The sequence below is a fragment of the Streptomyces sp. 17_S59 genome, assembly GCF_056930295.1.
In genome coordinates, this window is sequence record NZ_JBXOWD010000001.1 from 2581853 (window position 1) to 2596071 (window position 14219).

The 14219-nt window shown below is 64.1% G+C and carries 19 protein-coding genes; 5 read left to right on the forward strand and 14 right to left on the reverse strand.

The genetic code is table 11. The annotated features are described in order from the left end of the window. The first annotated feature begins 221 nt into the window (after nucleotides 1–221). Complete coding sequence (locus AC1Z4A_RS11415; protein WP_483677887.1) at nucleotides 222–551, forward strand: hypothetical protein; 330 nt, start codon at nucleotides 222–224, stop codon at nucleotides 549–551. A 42-nt stretch (nucleotides 552–593) separates the two neighbouring features. Here AC1Z4A_RS11415 and AC1Z4A_RS11420 read toward each other — a convergent pair whose 3' ends face one another. From AC1Z4A_RS11420 to AC1Z4A_RS11435, 4 genes are all read right to left on the reverse strand, one after another. Beyond that, nucleotides 594–1019 carry a PPOX class F420-dependent oxidoreductase gene (locus AC1Z4A_RS11420; RefSeq protein ID WP_483683566.1) on the reverse strand — a complete coding sequence of 142 codons (426 nt, stop codon included), beginning with the start codon at nucleotides 1017–1019 and terminating at the stop codon, nucleotides 594–596. A gap of 40 nt (nucleotides 1020–1059) precedes the next feature. Next, on the reverse strand, nucleotides 1060–1368 hold the full coding sequence (locus AC1Z4A_RS11425; protein WP_483677889.1) for an NIPSNAP family protein: 309 nt from the start codon (nucleotides 1366–1368) through the stop codon (nucleotides 1060–1062). A gap of 42 nt (nucleotides 1369–1410) precedes the next feature. Continuing rightward, nucleotides 1411–1842: a hypothetical protein gene (locus tag AC1Z4A_RS11430; RefSeq protein WP_483677891.1), complete on the reverse strand. Its 432-nt coding sequence runs from the start codon at nucleotides 1840–1842 to the stop codon at nucleotides 1411–1413. A 129-nt stretch (nucleotides 1843–1971) separates the two neighbouring features. Continuing rightward, nucleotides 1972–2313 carry a VOC family protein gene (locus AC1Z4A_RS11435; RefSeq protein WP_483677892.1) on the reverse strand — a complete coding sequence of 114 codons (342 nt, stop codon included), beginning with the start codon at nucleotides 2311–2313 and terminating at the stop codon, nucleotides 1972–1974. A 79-nt stretch (nucleotides 2314–2392) separates the two neighbouring features. On the opposite strand from AC1Z4A_RS11435, the gene AC1Z4A_RS11440 reads away from it, so the two are divergent. Continuing rightward, complete coding sequence (locus AC1Z4A_RS11440; protein ID WP_483677893.1) at nucleotides 2393–2908, forward strand: hypothetical protein; 516 nt, start codon at nucleotides 2393–2395, stop codon at nucleotides 2906–2908. Between the two features lie 111 nt (nucleotides 2909–3019). Here AC1Z4A_RS11440 and AC1Z4A_RS11445 read toward each other — a convergent pair whose 3' ends face one another. Then, nucleotides 3020–3574: a hypothetical protein gene (locus tag AC1Z4A_RS11445; protein WP_483677894.1), complete on the reverse strand. Its 555-nt coding sequence runs from the start codon at nucleotides 3572–3574 to the stop codon at nucleotides 3020–3022. Between the two features lie 253 nt (nucleotides 3575–3827). Beyond that, a complete protein-coding gene (locus AC1Z4A_RS11450; protein ID WP_483677896.1) occupies nucleotides 3828–4316 on the reverse strand; it encodes an ATP-binding protein in 489 nt (162 codons plus the stop codon). A gap of 282 nt (nucleotides 4317–4598) precedes the next feature. Here AC1Z4A_RS11450 and AC1Z4A_RS11455 point away from each other — a divergent pair, with 282 nt between their 5' ends. The 3 genes from AC1Z4A_RS11455 (at nucleotide 4599) to AC1Z4A_RS11465 (ending at nucleotide 6683) form a co-directional block, all read left to right on the forward strand. Continuing rightward, nucleotides 4599–5450 (forward strand): helix-turn-helix domain-containing protein, encoded by an 852-nt coding sequence (locus tag AC1Z4A_RS11455; RefSeq protein ID WP_483677898.1) that lies wholly within the window; start codon nucleotides 4599–4601, stop codon nucleotides 5448–5450. A gap of 11 nt (nucleotides 5451–5461) precedes the next feature. Next, the gene (locus tag AC1Z4A_RS11460) at nucleotides 5462–5656 is read left to right on the forward strand and encodes a DUF397 domain-containing protein (protein ID WP_483677899.1); all 195 of its coding nucleotides are present in this window, start codon (nucleotides 5462–5464) and stop codon (nucleotides 5654–5656) included. A gap of 236 nt (nucleotides 5657–5892) precedes the next feature. Further along, a protein-coding gene (locus AC1Z4A_RS11465) for an IS5 family transposase (RefSeq protein WP_483683567.1) occupies nucleotides 5893–6683 on the forward strand; the annotation gives its coding sequence in 2 pieces (ribosomal slippage) (nucleotides 5893–6208 and nucleotides 6208–6683; 792 coding nt in all). Nucleotides 6684–6697: 14 nt separating this feature from the next. On the opposite strand, the gene AC1Z4A_RS11470 is transcribed toward AC1Z4A_RS11465, so the two are convergent. From AC1Z4A_RS11470 to AC1Z4A_RS11505, 8 genes are all read right to left on the reverse strand, one after another. Beyond that, entirely contained in the window at nucleotides 6698–7171 is a 474-nt protein-coding gene (locus AC1Z4A_RS11470) for a hypothetical protein (RefSeq protein WP_483677900.1), read from the reverse strand. A 609-nt stretch (nucleotides 7172–7780) separates the two neighbouring features. Next, nucleotides 7781–8251: a hypothetical protein gene (locus AC1Z4A_RS11475; protein WP_483677902.1), complete on the reverse strand. Its 471-nt coding sequence runs from the start codon at nucleotides 8249–8251 to the stop codon at nucleotides 7781–7783. 95 nt (nucleotides 8252–8346) lie between these two features. Continuing rightward, on the reverse strand, nucleotides 8347–10026 hold the full coding sequence (locus AC1Z4A_RS11480) for an alpha/beta hydrolase (protein WP_483677904.1): 1680 nt from the start codon (nucleotides 10024–10026) through the stop codon (nucleotides 8347–8349). Next, nucleotides 10023–10331, reverse strand: coding sequence for a hypothetical protein (locus AC1Z4A_RS11485; protein WP_483677906.1), 309 nt, complete (start codon nucleotides 10329–10331; stop codon nucleotides 10023–10025). The genes AC1Z4A_RS11480 and AC1Z4A_RS11485 overlap by 4 nt, the downstream gene beginning before the upstream one ends. A gap of 16 nt (nucleotides 10332–10347) precedes the next feature. Beyond that, on the reverse strand, nucleotides 10348–11532 hold the full coding sequence (gene mycP, locus AC1Z4A_RS11490; protein ID WP_483677908.1) for a type VII secretion-associated serine protease mycosin: 1185 nt from the start codon (nucleotides 11530–11532) through the stop codon (nucleotides 10348–10350). A gap of 30 nt (nucleotides 11533–11562) precedes the next feature. Continuing rightward, nucleotides 11563–13137, reverse strand: coding sequence for a WXG100 family type VII secretion target (locus AC1Z4A_RS11495; RefSeq protein ID WP_483677910.1), 1575 nt, complete (start codon nucleotides 13135–13137; stop codon nucleotides 11563–11565). Continuing rightward, nucleotides 13134–13577 (reverse strand): hypothetical protein, encoded by a 444-nt coding sequence (locus AC1Z4A_RS11500; protein ID WP_483677911.1) that lies wholly within the window; start codon nucleotides 13575–13577, stop codon nucleotides 13134–13136. Before AC1Z4A_RS11500 ends, AC1Z4A_RS11495 begins: the two co-directional genes overlap by 4 nt. 155 nt (nucleotides 13578–13732) lie before the next feature. Beyond that, a complete protein-coding gene (locus AC1Z4A_RS11505; RefSeq protein WP_483677912.1) occupies nucleotides 13733–14119 on the reverse strand; it encodes a hypothetical protein in 387 nt (128 codons plus the stop codon). Between the last annotated feature and the right edge of the window lie 100 nt (nucleotides 14120–14219).

Sequence of the window (14219 nt, forward strand, 5' to 3'; positions counted from 1 at the left end):
GAGCGCCGGGCGCAGGGCTCACCGTGTCCACTCGGGTGAAAACCAGGCTCGGGGTCATCAGACGCTGTGAGAGAGTGCGGTGTGCCCAATTCCTCCTCCTGCTGCCTGCAGTTCCTCCTCGAATACGGCGCCTGCCGAACCCGGTTGCGACCAGGCCGATCGGACCGCCGTGATCCCTTCACACGCGGGCTCGTAGTCGAGCGCCATGAGCAGGCGATGCGATGACGGCCTTCGAACCAGCCCATCTGGTGACCGATGCGGAACTCCACGTCGATCGGGTCGAGACCGCCGACGAAACCGAGGCGACTGTCGTAGTCCGCTGCATGCGTGGACCCGTCCGTCTCGGCGCCCGCTTCCGCGAGGTCCACGGCACTGCGGCCTCCATCGACCTGGAGTTGACGCGGATTCTCTGCTACGGGCAGCCGATCAAGGCACTCGACCCGGCCCTCACGGCGCTGGTCACGCTCCGCGGCACGGGCACGCGTCATCTCGAATCAGGCAGCCGCAGCTCCGGCTGGCAGCTGATCCGGGGCAGCAACCCAGCCGATTGATCGCCCAGGCCGCCGGCTTCGGCAGCGGCCTGGGCGATCACCTCATGGAGACGAAGAAAACGGCTCGGCGCCGACCACCCGACGTACGCGCGACGGCTCGATCAGCACGATGACCCGCTGTTCACCAGGGATGCGCCACTCGAACCGCTCGGTGCCCAGATAGACCCCTGCCAGCATGTCCATGTTCCGGTCCGCCTCTTGGCCCTCCACGAACCGGACGGCACGGCCCCGGATCTGCACCCGGTCGTAAGGGTCGTCCGGGTCCGCGTGGGACAGGCACACACGCGGATCACGGCGCAGGTTGCGCTCCTTGACCCGGCCGACAGCGGTGTTGAACAGCAGCAGGTCGCCGTCGAGGCCAACCCACATGGGGCTCACGTGAGGCGACCCGTCCAGGTTGACCGTTCCGACGTACCAGATATGTGGTGCTTCGATTCTCAGGCGTATGTCGTTCGGTAAAGCAACCATGAACAAGTACTGCCCAGGCACGACTCACGGGACACGTCGGTCACACCTGGTCGAGCGGCCGCAGGAAGCGGCGTTGGTACCGGCGGATGCACCGGGTCCGCCGGGCCAGTTCGAAGGCCTCCTGGCACTCGGGGTCCCGCATGCTGTCCAAGCGGTACTGCTCGTACGCGGCAAGGCTGGGGAAGGAGAAGAGCGCGTACGCGATGTCGCTGTCGCCCTCGCTGGGCAGGAAGTAGCCGTGGTGCGTGCCCCCGAAGCGATCGACGAGGGTGACCCAGCGGCGGCCGTACTCCTCGAAGTCCTCGATGCGGTCGGGGTCGATCTCATACGTCAGATGAACAGTGATCATGTGGCACATGGTGCCTGAGTGGCAGCCCGGTTGGCCGCCGCTTTACCGGCCCTGGCGCACCTTGACACCGCCGACCAGGGAGTACGAGCGGACCTTGACCACCGCCCCGCCCGGCTCCCCCGCCACGTCCACGCTACGGCCGCCGATCAGGGAGAAGCCGCTGACCTCGACCGCCGTGCCGGGCGGAACCGTCAGGTCGACGCCGCCGATCAGCGAGAAGGCATCGACCTCGGCGGACGCGCCCTCCGGGTAGGCAAGCTCCGCGCCGCCGACCAGGGACGCCTTGACCAGGTGGGTAGGACCCGCAGGCAGTTCGGCGTCGGTGTGGTCGAGCTTGGCCCCGCCCACGGCGGCCACGTGCACCGTACGCTCCCGGGCCGTGAAAGAGCCCTGGCGCTTCAGGCCACCGAGGAGCGACAGGCTCCACTGGGTGCGGGGGATGCTGGTGGCGGCGGTGTTCTTCGTGATCTCCATGTCCTCAAAGGTACGGCCATGGCCTGATGTGCCGTCAGTGCCGACAGGCATCGGCTCCGCATGACAAACGTCATGGCCGCAGGCCTGACGGCGAAGGTCGGGGCTGCGCTTTTGCGTGCGTATCAGCGCCTACTGGCCGACGGGCTGCCACAGGGCCAGCTCGCAGCCGCCCGGCTCACGGAAGTGAAACCGCCGCCCTCCGGGGAAATCGAAGGCCTCAACCGTTATCACTCCACCAGCAGCCTCGACAGCGGCCCGGGCCGCTTCCAGGTTGTCGGTTCGGATGGCCACCAGCGGCGCACTGGGCCGCTCCTCCGGATCAGCTTGAAACCCCAGCCCTACACCGGCACCGCCGACGTCGGTGTACATGGGGCCGTAGTCAATGGGCGTCCACCCGAACGCCTTCTCAAAGAACTGGCCCGAGGCCGCAGTCGAGCTGGAGGGAAACTCCACGAAGTCCACGACGTACATGACCGCACCCTATGACGATTCCTCGCCCGCCTCGGCTCCCGCCCACAAGATCGTGTCAGGGGGCCCTTAGGCTGGCCCGATGGGCCTCTTCGACAAACTGACCGGCACCAAGTACCCCGGCAGCGGCGTCGCACCGCGCCCCGCCATGGAGGTCCGGGCTGCGCTGCTCGCGCTCAGCGGGCCGGATGTGCCGTACCGCGTGCGCAACGCTCTCCCCTCGGAGAAGGCCGACCTGGTGGCGGAGTGGCGGATCACGGATCCCGCCGTGCGCACCCTCTTCTCCCATACCCGCCTGGACCGGACCATCAAGACCCGAATGCGCCTGGTCCCGGAGAGCCGTGAGGTGCGGGCTCTCGACGAGCAGTGGGAGGTGACGTGGCTCGGGGACACACCCAGGCTGGCCACGTCGCGTGCGTACGGCCGCGGAAACATCACCACGGTTTCCCGGGAGTGGACATACGAGCGGGGGCCCGACGGCCGTCGGCACAAGGTCGAGACGTTCCGCTTCGACTCGCGGGAGATGAAGAATCCCTTGCGGAACACGGTCCTTGAGGCTGGATGGACATGGCGCGGAGTGGTGTTCGGCAAACTGTGACCGGCCTGCGAGCCTCCCGAAAGCAGTCGGTGGGGAACCGGCGCAATCCGATTCAGGGCGTGACCGCCCGGCATGGGACACGTCGCCGGGCGGCCGGGCAGAGATCTGGGCTCACGTCACGGAGGCACTCTCCACTACCAGGTCCACTTCGCGCTGCCCGGACTCCCCGGCCGGCTGACTGATGCCGAGGAGGAAGGCACTGCGACTGTCATTCACGGCGATGACGGTCAGACGCAGACGGCCTGCGCTGCCGCCCTTGCGCTCGCTCACCTTCAGCACCACCGTGTGTGCGGGGTGGCCTTTGACCGTCGTTGCCCGGGATTCCTCAAGCGTTGAGCTTCCGTCCGGATAGAAGAACTCCGCGTTGGACCGTGCGGCTCGCTCCGTCTGCCGTTGCAGGGAGTGCTGCGGCATGGCTCCACCCCGGCCCGCAAAGACGGCGCTGCCGCCCTCACCGTCGCTGTGCTTCGTCGTGATCGCGGAGGTGAAGGCGCCGATCAGCTCGCCCTGCTTCCGGGGCTTCTCCCATCTCTCCGGTATCGCATACGAGAGTCCGGCGGCGTCATCCGTCACGCGCGGCCGACCGGCCAACGGGGAATTGTCTTCGTCCCGCATCCACCACCACGCGGCGACGCCCCCGCCCGCCAGCGCGACGACCAGGGCCACGACGACACCGACCACGGCGGCCCGGCGGTTGCGCGGCCGACCGGCCGGAGGCGGGGGCGGAACCGGAAAGCCAGGGCTCGGCGGGTACGGCGGCGGGCCGGGGAGGAGAGACGTTGTCATGATCCTCAGCATCCCGGCCGAGCCGGGCTTCGCCCTGAGCTTTCGTACTCAGTTCCGTACTCAGTTCCCTCGTCGCCGCAGTAGGTGTGGGTGACGCCGCCTGAGTGCACGGCATCGCCGAGCACCGCCGGCATCAAAGCCGGGCGTACTCTCTGGCCGCCTCCCGCGAGAAGACGACCCACATCTTGCTCCCACGGAGCGGCGCCCTCGCGTCATCCAGCCCGCAAATCCCACCGCACGCACCGACGACGGCATCCAGCGAGGCCAGCGCCGCACGCCGCCGCTCGCGGCATGCCTTGCCGGCGCCCCGGCTGTGGGCGGGGTGCTCGTCGAAGACGGTCAGCCGCAGCACGCCGAAGCGCCAGCGCATGGACAGACTCACTTCACGCCCCGGAGTGAACTGACATGCATTCGTGATGAGTTCGGATGCAGCGAGGGTGCCGAGTTCGGCGAGGTCTGCGAGCCCATGGTCGAAGAGCAGGCGACGTACGGCGGTCCGGGCCATGGGCAGGCAGTACGCCTCACCCGGAAACCCGAAGGAGTAGTTGAGGTTGGCCGGGGTCGGGCCACCCGGTGTGAAGGGGATCGGTTCGGGCGGGCAGGGCGAGGGCATGTTGCTCATGCGGACTCCAAGCACATGTACGAGTGGGGGAGTTCTCGCACGCGCAGGGGGTACCGGTGGCTCGCCTCCCTGGGCGCGGGCACACCTCACCCCAGGGAGAGTGAGCATGCTCGCGCGGTGCTCTTCCGGCGCCACGGCGTGTGAGCCAAGCAACACCGAAGGTAGCGCGTTCCGGAAGCCCTGTGCTACTCGCTTGCCGGAATCCCTGAGCTACCGGTCCATCGCTGGATCTCATAGCACCCTGTGGGCAGACTGGTTGCCGGTTCGAGAGAGGGGCGCCCCATGCCACCGAGAAGCAACCCGACGATCCGCCAGCGGCGCCTGGGCGCCGCGCTGCGCCGGCTACGAGAGCAGGCTGGAATGTCAGCTTCTGACGCCGCAGCCCTGCTCGGCGTGGACCGCACGCGCATCTCCAACACGGAAGCCGGCCGCTTCGGCATCAGCCCGGCCCGTGTACGCACACTTGCCTGCAACTACCGCTGTCCGGACGCCCAATTGGTGGATGCCCTCGCGGACATGGCCCAGGACCACACCAAGGGCTGGTGGGAGGAGTACAGAGGGGCGCTCCCGCCGTTCTTCCTCGACATCGCGGAGCTGGAGTGGCATGCGGAACGTCTCCGCAACGCCCTGACGTCACACATCCCCGGCATGCTGCAAACGGCTGATCACGCTCGCGCCCTCTTCGAGATGGTCATTCCGGAGCTGCCACCGGAAGAGGTTGACCTGCGAGTCTCGCAACGGCTTCAGCGCAGTCGGGTGCTGGACCGTGAAGCCCCACCGACCTACGAAGCAATCGTCCACGAAAGCGCCCTACGGATGCAGTTCGGCGGCCGGGACACAGCGCGTACGCAGCTCAAGCACCTGCTCGACACAAGCGAACGCGATCACGTAACTCTGAAGGTCATCCCGTTCACGGTTGGGGGCTTCCCCGGCGCCGGCCAGACCGTCCTGTACGCGTGCGGTCCTGTGCCCCAACTGGACACGGTGCAGCTCGACACCTCGTACGGATCCGTGTTCATTGATTCCGACATGCAGCTTGCCAACTACCGGCACCTCCTCGACAAGATGGAACTCAGCGCCCTCGACGAGGACATGTCCCGCAAGTTCATCCACACAATCGCCCGAGAACTCTGAGAGGAGCAGTCATGTCCGAGATCCAGTGGCAGGAACCACTCTGTGGTGGAGGTGGAAACGCCTGCCTCCAGATCGGCCACAGAACAGACGGCACCCCCATACTTCGCGAGACCGCCCGCCCAGACGAACTGGTCATCACCACGCAGGCGGGCCTGCGCAACTTTGTCGAAGCGGCGAAGCGGGGCGAACTCGACCATCTCGTATGACCCGGAAGTTCACGTCATGGGCACTGCAGCGGTCAGCGTCTCACCCCCGCTTGCCCGTTGATGTCCTTGCTTTGCCCTGAGGACCCCAGCCGATGTGCTCTGCCGCCCAGCAGGGAGTCCAACAGGGCGATTACATGAGGCTAAGAACTCGTAACACGATCTTGTGGAGCAAGGCCGGTCAGCCGTGACTTCGGCTGTGTTCCGGCTGTTCGTCAGACGTGAGCAGATGGCCGTGGATCGTGGACGACGGGCTGTGGGAGCTGGTGGAGCCGTTGCTGCCGCCCTGGCCCGAACGGGCACCGGGGCCGCGGCCGGTGGACGACCGGCTGTGCCTGCAGGGCATCCTCTACGTGCTCTACAACGACATCAGCTGGCAACTCCTGCCGCCCGCGCTGGGGTTCGGCTCGGGACAGACCTGCTGGCGACGCCTGGGACGGTGGCACGAGGCCGGCGTCTTCGACAGCCTCCACCGCATCCTGCTCGCCAAACTGAACGCCGCAGACGCGATCGACTGGTCACGGGCCTGCGTGGACGCCTCCCACATCCGCGCGAAAAAGGGGGCGAAGCCACCGGTCCGTCGCCGGTCGACCGGAGGAAGAAGGGCAGTAAGCACCACCTGATCTGCGACGGCAACGGCACCCCGTTCAAGGTCATCACCACCGCAGCCAACGTCAACGACGTCACCCAGACCCTGGCCCTCGTCGATGCCGTCCCGCCCGTGGCAGGCAGACCCGGTCGCCCCCGCAGACGGCCCGACGCCCTGCTCGGCGACAAGGGATACGACAGCAACCCCAACCGCCGGGAACTGCGCAAGCGCCGCATCCTGCCGGTCATCTCCCGCAAGGGCGCCCCGAACATCGAGGGCCTGGGCAAGCTCCGCTATGTCGTCGAGCAGACCTTCTCACTGCTGCACCACTTCAAGCGCCTGGCCGTCCGCTGGGAACGGCGACTCGACCTGCACGACGCCCTCGCCTCCCTGGCCTGCAGCCTCATCTGCTGGAGACGCCTGAAGAAGCACCAACCATGATCGTGTTACGAGTTCTAAAGGTCTCCCTTGTAGTTCTCATCCACATAGCAAGGTGAGTTCAGGTAGACGTACAACCCGTCGCGACCACTCTTCTCCCACTTGCCTGCGTCGGGGTCACGAGATACGAAGTCTTCTTCAATGGTCACTGTGTGATGGAGCTTCATATCCTCCACGTCGAGCTGCATCTGACGCGCCTTTGATTTGGCGTGCTCGAATCGGTACGCCTTCCAGCCACGCTTGGGGAGTTCCTCATGCAGGCGCTCAAGGGCTTGGGTTGGAACTTCTCGGGATGGCCCGAAAACCTTCCAGGAATGAGTGATGCGGTAACCGTGCTTCACACCCTTGCATTCACTCGCAAAAGGAGATCCATTGGTCGTTTCGTACTTCAATCCAGAGACGTCAAGGATCACGCTGGACTGACGACGCGCGAGATCCATGGCTTCATTGACCGAAATCTTCTCCGGCTCGTAGTCAAGCCCATTATTCACAGCAGAGGAACATCCCGTAGAAACGATTAGAGCAGAAAGCATGGCAACGGCTATTCGACATGACTTCACCATGTCGCCAACACGGCGCAGAGCGTCAACCAGAGCGCGTCATCCGGCAACGTGGAGCATTCCTCTCCATATGTCACACATCTCGATGCACGTCCTGACGCCAACGTCACAACCCCGGCGAAGAACAGGATGGGAACAAATGCAACAGCAGCAAGGGCGGATCGGCGGCGGACCCTGTCAGCGGGTGTGTCAGCAGATGTGGTGATCAACGTAATCCAGCTCATGCCAACATCAAAGCGTCTTGGGAGTATCGGTCGTATGGGCGCTGCTACTCAGTCTTGCCAGCGCATGTACTCATCCACAACGAAGGCGTCGCGTCACGAACGACCGGGCACCACAGTCCGTTGCCCGCCGGTTGGCAGGAAGGACCGCTTCCTGCCCAGGGTGCTGCGCGCTTCCACCCAGGCTCGCATCCTGAAGTCCGATCAGAGCCTGCGCAGTGCTCCGCGCCAGCCCCCTGAGCCGACGGCCGCAGTCTGCGGCTACGTAATCGAGTCATATCCCAAAGAGGGCACCCTCACCCGGAGTCGGCAGGGAAGGCTATTGCTTCTTCTGTTCTTCACCCTTCGGGATCATGCAGGGAGAATGGACCGAGAGAAGAATCTCGGAATACCCAGCATTCGACCAATTGGCAGACTCCACCCCAATAGAGAATCCCCCTTTCGCTGGGCGCGCCTCAACAATCATGCTCTGACGGGGGGGGCGATACTCACGATAGGTCGTGATTGCGTAACCGTCGCCTTCCAGCGCTTTTCGGATCTTTACGCCAGCCTCGTTATGTTTCTCGCCGGGCATAACAGCCCAAGCGCTATACATAAGCTGATACCTTGCGTCGCCGGGAATTTCACCCTTCTTTCCCTCACACCCCAGGAAACTGCTGTCCGGCCGGCGAGGGCCGACCTGGACACCCGCAGCACCTGCCAGGTGCTCAGTAAATCTACGCGCCCATTCTTCGGCCTCTACCTTATCCATTCTCGGTAGCGGATCATTCTTCCCGTCACCGTCGGACACGCACCCTCCAAGGGTTGAAAGAGTAAAAGCCGCCATTAGAGCTGTGCAAGCCGACCGCAAGTTGCGTCGACTGACGACTGGGAATGCATGAGGGATCATTTCACTCCTTGTGGCACGCCAGGGAAAGGCTCCTTGTATCCCGGACGTCCGAAGGATGACGGCTTGGGGGCCTCCATCGTGGGCGACTCACCCACAATGATCCGGCCCTGATTTCTCAGACTCTCGCTAGGGATCCCGCCGCGGGTATCCCAGTACCCACTGTGGCCGCTCGTATCAACGACAAATCTCTGAGCCCCGAAATTCTTCGTCGCCGGGTCGACACCCAGCGTCTTATCGGAGAAATAATTAATGATCGGATCGTCCTCCGCCGCACCAATATACACGTTCTTGGGGTTTATATGAAGCTCTTGGGCTTCCTCGACGGTCATTCCAGGACTTCCAACAGCAATTATGTTGTCAGCACCCAGGCCATGCCCTCCAGCAGCTCCTGCGCCGACCGTTGTCGAGCCATAGCTATGCCCAATCACAGTGAGATTGCTGCGATGGTCTCCTTGCGCTGTCCTTGTGCCGGCAGTGAATTCACGAAGCGCCTCCCCTCCCTCCTTGGCGCGGCCTCTCAAGGCCACTCCACCCTCGAACCGAGAATCAGCAATATTCTCATTCGGCGGGTCATAGTCCAGCCATGAGATGACTGCCGTACTCTTCTCCGGTGCGCGCCCCTTGGCAGCGTTGTACAGGGCATCGATGCGATTAATCTGACCTGACATCGATTTGAGGTCTGTATTGGTCCCAGGGACTAGCACAGCGGTATTGTCGGCAGTATCCGGATTCCCCATCGCAACGATCGCCCGGCCATCCCCCTTGGGATCTATCTTGAGCAGATAGAGGTTCTTCTGCGGGTTGCTGTCAGCGGAATCGAGGCGCTGTTTAATCCCGCGAAGACCCTCCTGCTGCTTGTTGAACTCATTCACATTGATGCCGTGCTCCGGAGGTGCTGGATTGAGCATCTGATCCAGCAGCAGCCTGTTCGCGTCGTCACGAGCCACAGTTGGCAATCCGTTCAGCACGCCAATCTTGTCCGGGTACATCGCTATATAGGTCTGCTGCTGGTCGCTACTCAAGCCCTTCCACCAATCGGCATTTTGCTTCGTATCATGCCCATCGGGGATCCCATACGGCCCAATCCCCAGCAACTTGCCGACCTCGCGCGCCTCCACAGCCGTTTGCCCGAGAGCATCTTCTTCGTCGAGCAGCTGCGCCCGTACCGACCCAAGGGCCTTGCGGCCCTCCTCGCTCGCCTTCTCCCCGTCGCTCAGCGCATCGTCGATGGCCTTCTGATACTTGGACATCGCGTTCAAATACCCAGCAACGATCGCCGGCTGATCAGGGTCGTGATTCGTGCTAGTCAGCCATTTCGGTAAGGAGAGTTGGCCTGTCGCGTCGTTCACTTCGTAGTGCTCCAGCTCAGCGCTGCGCACCGCGTTCCTCAGGTCAGTCTGCGCCTGCTCCAACCGAAATCGTGTCGTGTCGAGCACTTTGGCAATCAACAGCGCGTCGACCCGTGCCGCTTCCAACTGGCCCTGCACGCTTTCCAGCACAGGAATTCCCGCTTTGGCACTGTCGCCCTCCCACCTCCCCTCAAGCGGGCCAGTCACCTGTTTACGGTGATCTGTATGGGCAGTCTCAAGCCCCCGAGCGAGGCTGCGCCAGGCTGAAACTGCCGCCTCCAGATCTGCGACGTCCAACTTGAACAGCCTTTGATAGGCAGATGTCATCTCCGCAAGTCTCCATGGAAGGACTTATATATCTCAAATTCGTTCCACTCGTGACCGTCAGCGGTATCCGAGAGGAGACTTCCGCTCTTGGTCAGGCGAGTGCGCATGGCGGTCAGCGCCGCGTTCCAATCCGTTGCGCACTCTTCCAGGGCCGCCCCGAAGGCCCAGTCGCGTAAAGAACTCGCCGCATCCTTGGTCTGGTTGACAGCCTTGCTCACATGGGGTTCCAGATCCCGGCCTATCCACCCGGCAGCTGCGCCACTTGCCCGTAGCTCGCTGAGAGGGATCTTCAGCTTGTCGCCCATAGAAGTTTTTTGCCTCTCATGTATGAGAACGAGCGCGACGGCGGATGATGAATACCGGCACGACGGCGGCAAGGGCCACCACGACGGCGACGCCGACCATGAGTACGTGGCGGCCGGACAGGAGGCTGTCTTCCTTCGCGGCCGCTCGTCCCTGCGGCTCATACGCACGGGGCACAGGAGCCTTAGAGGCCGAAGAGGCCCCCAATTCCGGGATCGGGCTGACAGCCGGCGGACCCGGATCGCCAGGATCCTGGAGGGCAATGCGGGGACGAACAGCGCCATAGCCGACTGTGTCGCTGCGCTTGGCCCCGCTGTGGGGGCCGCCTGCCGTGTTGATGAGGACCCGAAGTACCTGGTTTGCCGTCCAGTCGGGGTGGGCGGACCAGACAAGGGCGGCGGAGGCCGAGGCAAGAGCGGTCGCGTCGCTGGTGCCGTCAGCACTGCAAACGCCACTGCCACCCAGGCAAGCCCCCACCACGCCCACTCCCGGTGCCGCTAGATCGACTTGGGCACCCCGCTGAGAAAAGGCCGCGGCTTCACCCCCTTGATTGATCGCGGCTACACCGATGACCCCGGGGTAGGCTGCCGGGTATTCGACAGAATTACTCTTGTCTCCGGAGTTTCCGACTGCTGCGAAAATCATCTTCCCTTTGGACAAAGCGTAGTCGATGCCATTTTCTTCCTCGGCACTCCGTCCTGGGCTACCACGCGAGATGTTGATGATCTTCGCGTCTGAATCCGCCGCATAGCGGAGGGCTTTCCCCATGGCGATCGAGTCTTCATGGAAGTTGCTCCCGCCCACTCGGAGCGGGAGGATCTTGACCCCCGGAGCAAGTCCATAGGATCCGGCTTCGTTGCCTCTATTCCCCGTTCCGGCGATTAGCGCAGCCATGTGCGTACCGTGTCCGTCGGGATCCGTATGGGCATCGCCAGGTTTGCTGGTGAAGTTCCTTCCTTCCAGCACCTGGCCCTGCAAGTCAGGAAGCTCCGCATCCACGCCGGTATCGAGAACCGCCACTGAGACGCCAGTGCCCGTGCTCTTCTTCCACACCTCTTCCGCATGCATCGCGTCCAGGTGCCACTGGCGGGAGCGGACTGTGTCCGCGTATGCAGGTACAGCCGATACACCAGCCATCGTCAGAGTGAGGATCGTGGCAACCGAACCCACCCATTGCCCAGGCATGCGGGCAGTGCTATGCATCGTTGAATCCCTCTGTGACATGCACTCGTGTCAGTCGATAACAGGGGGCGTGATACGTCGACTGCCCCGTGTCCAGGTCTCTTCGTCCTCAACCAGATAGTCGGGCCGCCGTCCTTGGCTTTGCCTGGGTTGAGTGGCGTTCACACCAGAAGTTGGCAGCATGCCGCTGTGGACACGTCCGGTCATAGCCGAGGCACCGTTCTCTCCAACCGACTGTCTCCGCACCAGCCCCGACCCTCCAGGCGTGAAGGGTTTATCAGCAAATACCTCGTGTCGCGGCACAGGCCGGCCACCAACGACCCCGCCTGGTTCGGTCACCGTAGGGCGTCCGCCGACAGCGCCTGTCCCACCCTGCACTGGCACGGCCGTACCTCCGAAGACGCCTCCGCGCCCCAAAGGCACTCGCCCCAGGGTTTGACCTTGTCCGGGCTCCATGCCGACAACTACTCCGCGAGGGATCCCCGCCGGGGGTAGAGCCTCCTTTGGAGGAGTCGGACGGTGATCAAAAGTGCCTTCGTGCGTACTCGGGGCATGCATCTCACCCCTGCCCGGGGCACCCTCCTTACCAGCGGACATCGGAAGTCGGCCACCGGGAGGTTTGCGTTCGCTTCCCCTAGCTGAGGCGAAAATACCGGGAATATTCGGGTAGTTGGATTGCGTGGTCAATCCAGGAAAATGCGGCACAGGCAACGGAGGCACGTTCGTGTGCGACAGTGACACCACGTCGGCCGGTGACGCATACGGCGCCTTCGACACAGCTGGCCCACTGTCAAGACCCATGGCGTGGGGCACACCGTGGCTTGCGATGTGCTCATCGCCTTGCTGAGCAGCAGCCCCGGTTCTGATCGAGTAGGTCGCGGGTCCCAATCCGGAGGCACCATGGGCACCGCTGCCCGTCTGAGGAGCTACCGTCCCGGGAAGAGCGATGTACTGCATCTCGTCGTGCTTCGACTCTGCGGGCATGATCTGACCCGGCAAAGGCGGAAAACTCGGCCGCTCCACCGTAGAAATCCTCAGCCCCGAGTCGTTGTAGGACTCCGCCAGCTTCTTCATCTGCTGCGCCGCAGCCATGTGCTCGTCATGCAGCCGCTTCTGCGCCGCGAACGCCTCGGCCTGGCTCGGACCGCCCGTCTTCAGGCCCTTGTCGACGTCCGCTGTCAACGGGTTCGGCACAGAGCTAAGCTGCTGCGGATGGTTGTTCAGATAGGCGTCGACCGTCGCCTTCGTGTCGGGCGAGTAGCGCGGCATGGCCTGCTTGACCTCGGTGAGCGTGACAGCAGCGTGCTGCATCCACTTGCCGGCGTCCTCGCTGTAATTGCCCAGACGCAGCGTTGCGTTGGACATGTCCGCGCCCCAGTTGCGGAATGCGTCTCCGCCCTCGCCCTCCCATTCGACGTGCTCCATGTGCTGCTTCAGGTCATCGCCGACCTTCTTGATCGCAATAGCCGCAGCCTTCAGTTTGTCGGCCACCGTCGTGACTCTGCCCGCGTCCGCTTCCTCGATCATCGCCTGTAACTGCTCGTGCGGAATTGCCGCAAAGTCTTGCGCGATGAACGCGAAGGGGAAGGGGCGGCGAGGGTCGTTGGCCCTGTGTGTGGTCGTCACAACGTCACCTCGTTGTCGCCTGGCTTCGTGTTGGTGCCGGTGTCGGCACTCGGGTTGTGCTGTGCGTGCGGGTCCTGACCCGCGTCGTACTGCTGCGTGAGACGGCGCTGCACCGCCCACATGCGGTCGCGCTGCGCCAAGTCCGTTTCGACGTAGCCGTTGTGGGCGCCTTGCATCGCGATGCTCAGGGCGTCGATCTCGTCCGACAGCAGACGGGAAAGGGCCTCCAGGTCGCTGCGGACGTCGTGGTACGCGTTGTAGAGGGACATCGCCGCAGTGAAGTTCTTGCCCAGGTGCCCAGCAGCTAGCCGGTCCGCTCCTATGCGCGACGGCGCCGCCTCCGACTCCCCCAGTGTCGTCAGGATCTCGTCGACCCGTCCCTTGAAGCCCTTGAGCGACTCCAGCTCCGCATGCAGTCTTCCGGCCGCACCCGTGCCCACGCCCGTCCCCGCCTCTCTTGTCAGTCCGTACCCCCGTCTTCACGGAAGGCTACTGACTAGCACTGACGCTCGCCTGAGTACGCGTACTCAGCTCGACACCACTTTCGGCAACGTACTCAGAGCCTCAGCGCCGTCGCCGCCCGAGCACGCAACCGTCAACTCGTAGGGAGATCGGAGAGTATGCCCACGACCATGGCCCCGGCCGTGAAGCAAGCCACCGCCACCAGAACCCGCGCCTCGCGGAAGCGGGGATGAGATGGCAGAGCCCACGTCGCGACAAGCAGCGCGACGGCGACGACCCAGACGATGGGCGCAGCTACCAGCCGCTGGTTGAGGGCGTCCGGGCAGTGGTCCGGCCCGCAGCTGTCGGTCGCCATGGGAGACAGCCCGATGAACATCAGGTCCAGCCCCAGCAGCGGCAGCATGACCAGCGCCGCTGCCGCGCGCACGAGCCATGCCTTCGAGTCGTGCGTGCGCGGGTCGCGGGGCAGCGGGAGAGCGCCGGGCAGCCATTCGTTGATCGCGGGCTTCTTCATGGCCATCAGCCAACCAATGGCCGGTGAGCCTCCGCTTGGGCTGTCGTACTCATCCTGAGGCGTACGGATACTTACCGGGGGCGGGCCCGGGGCCCAGCCCCCACGG

Excerpts from the sequence above, each read along its gene's own strand:
- AC1Z4A_RS11415 (WP_483677887.1), top strand. The coding sequence starts at position 222 with ATGACGGCCTTCGAACCAGCCCATCTGGTGACCGATGCGGAACTCCAC.
- AC1Z4A_RS11420 (WP_483683566.1), bottom strand. The coding sequence starts at position 1,019 with ATGGTTGCTTTACCGAACGACATACGCCTGAGAATCGAAGCACCACAT.
- AC1Z4A_RS11425 (WP_483677889.1), bottom strand. The coding sequence starts at position 1,368 with ATGATCACTGTTCATCTGACGTATGAGATCGACCCCGACCGCATCGAG.
- AC1Z4A_RS11430 (WP_483677891.1), bottom strand. The coding sequence starts at position 1,842 with ATGGAGATCACGAAGAACACCGCCGCCACCAGCATCCCCCGCACCCAG.
- AC1Z4A_RS11435 (WP_483677892.1), bottom strand. The coding sequence starts at position 2,313 with ATGTACGTCGTGGACTTCGTGGAGTTTCCCTCCAGCTCGACTGCGGCC.
- AC1Z4A_RS11440 (WP_483677893.1), top strand. The coding sequence starts at position 2,393 with ATGGGCCTCTTCGACAAACTGACCGGCACCAAGTACCCCGGCAGCGGC.
- AC1Z4A_RS11450 (WP_483677896.1), bottom strand. The coding sequence starts at position 4,316 with ATGAGCAACATGCCCTCGCCCTGCCCGCCCGAACCGATCCCCTTCACA.
- AC1Z4A_RS11455 (WP_483677898.1), top strand. The coding sequence starts at position 4,599 with ATGCCACCGAGAAGCAACCCGACGATCCGCCAGCGGCGCCTGGGCGCC.
- AC1Z4A_RS11460 (WP_483677899.1), top strand. The coding sequence starts at position 5,462 with ATGTCCGAGATCCAGTGGCAGGAACCACTCTGTGGTGGAGGTGGAAAC.
- AC1Z4A_RS11480 (WP_483677904.1), bottom strand. The coding sequence starts at position 10,026 with ATGACATCTGCCTATCAAAGGCTGTTCAAGTTGGACGTCGCAGATCTG.
- AC1Z4A_RS11485 (WP_483677906.1), bottom strand. The coding sequence starts at position 10,331 with ATGGGCGACAAGCTGAAGATCCCTCTCAGCGAGCTACGGGCAAGTGGC.
- mycP (WP_483677908.1), bottom strand. The coding sequence starts at position 11,532 with ATGCATAGCACTGCCCGCATGCCTGGGCAATGGGTGGGTTCGGTTGCC.
- AC1Z4A_RS11505 (WP_483677912.1), bottom strand. The coding sequence starts at position 14,119 with ATGGCCATGAAGAAGCCCGCGATCAACGAATGGCTGCCCGGCGCTCTC.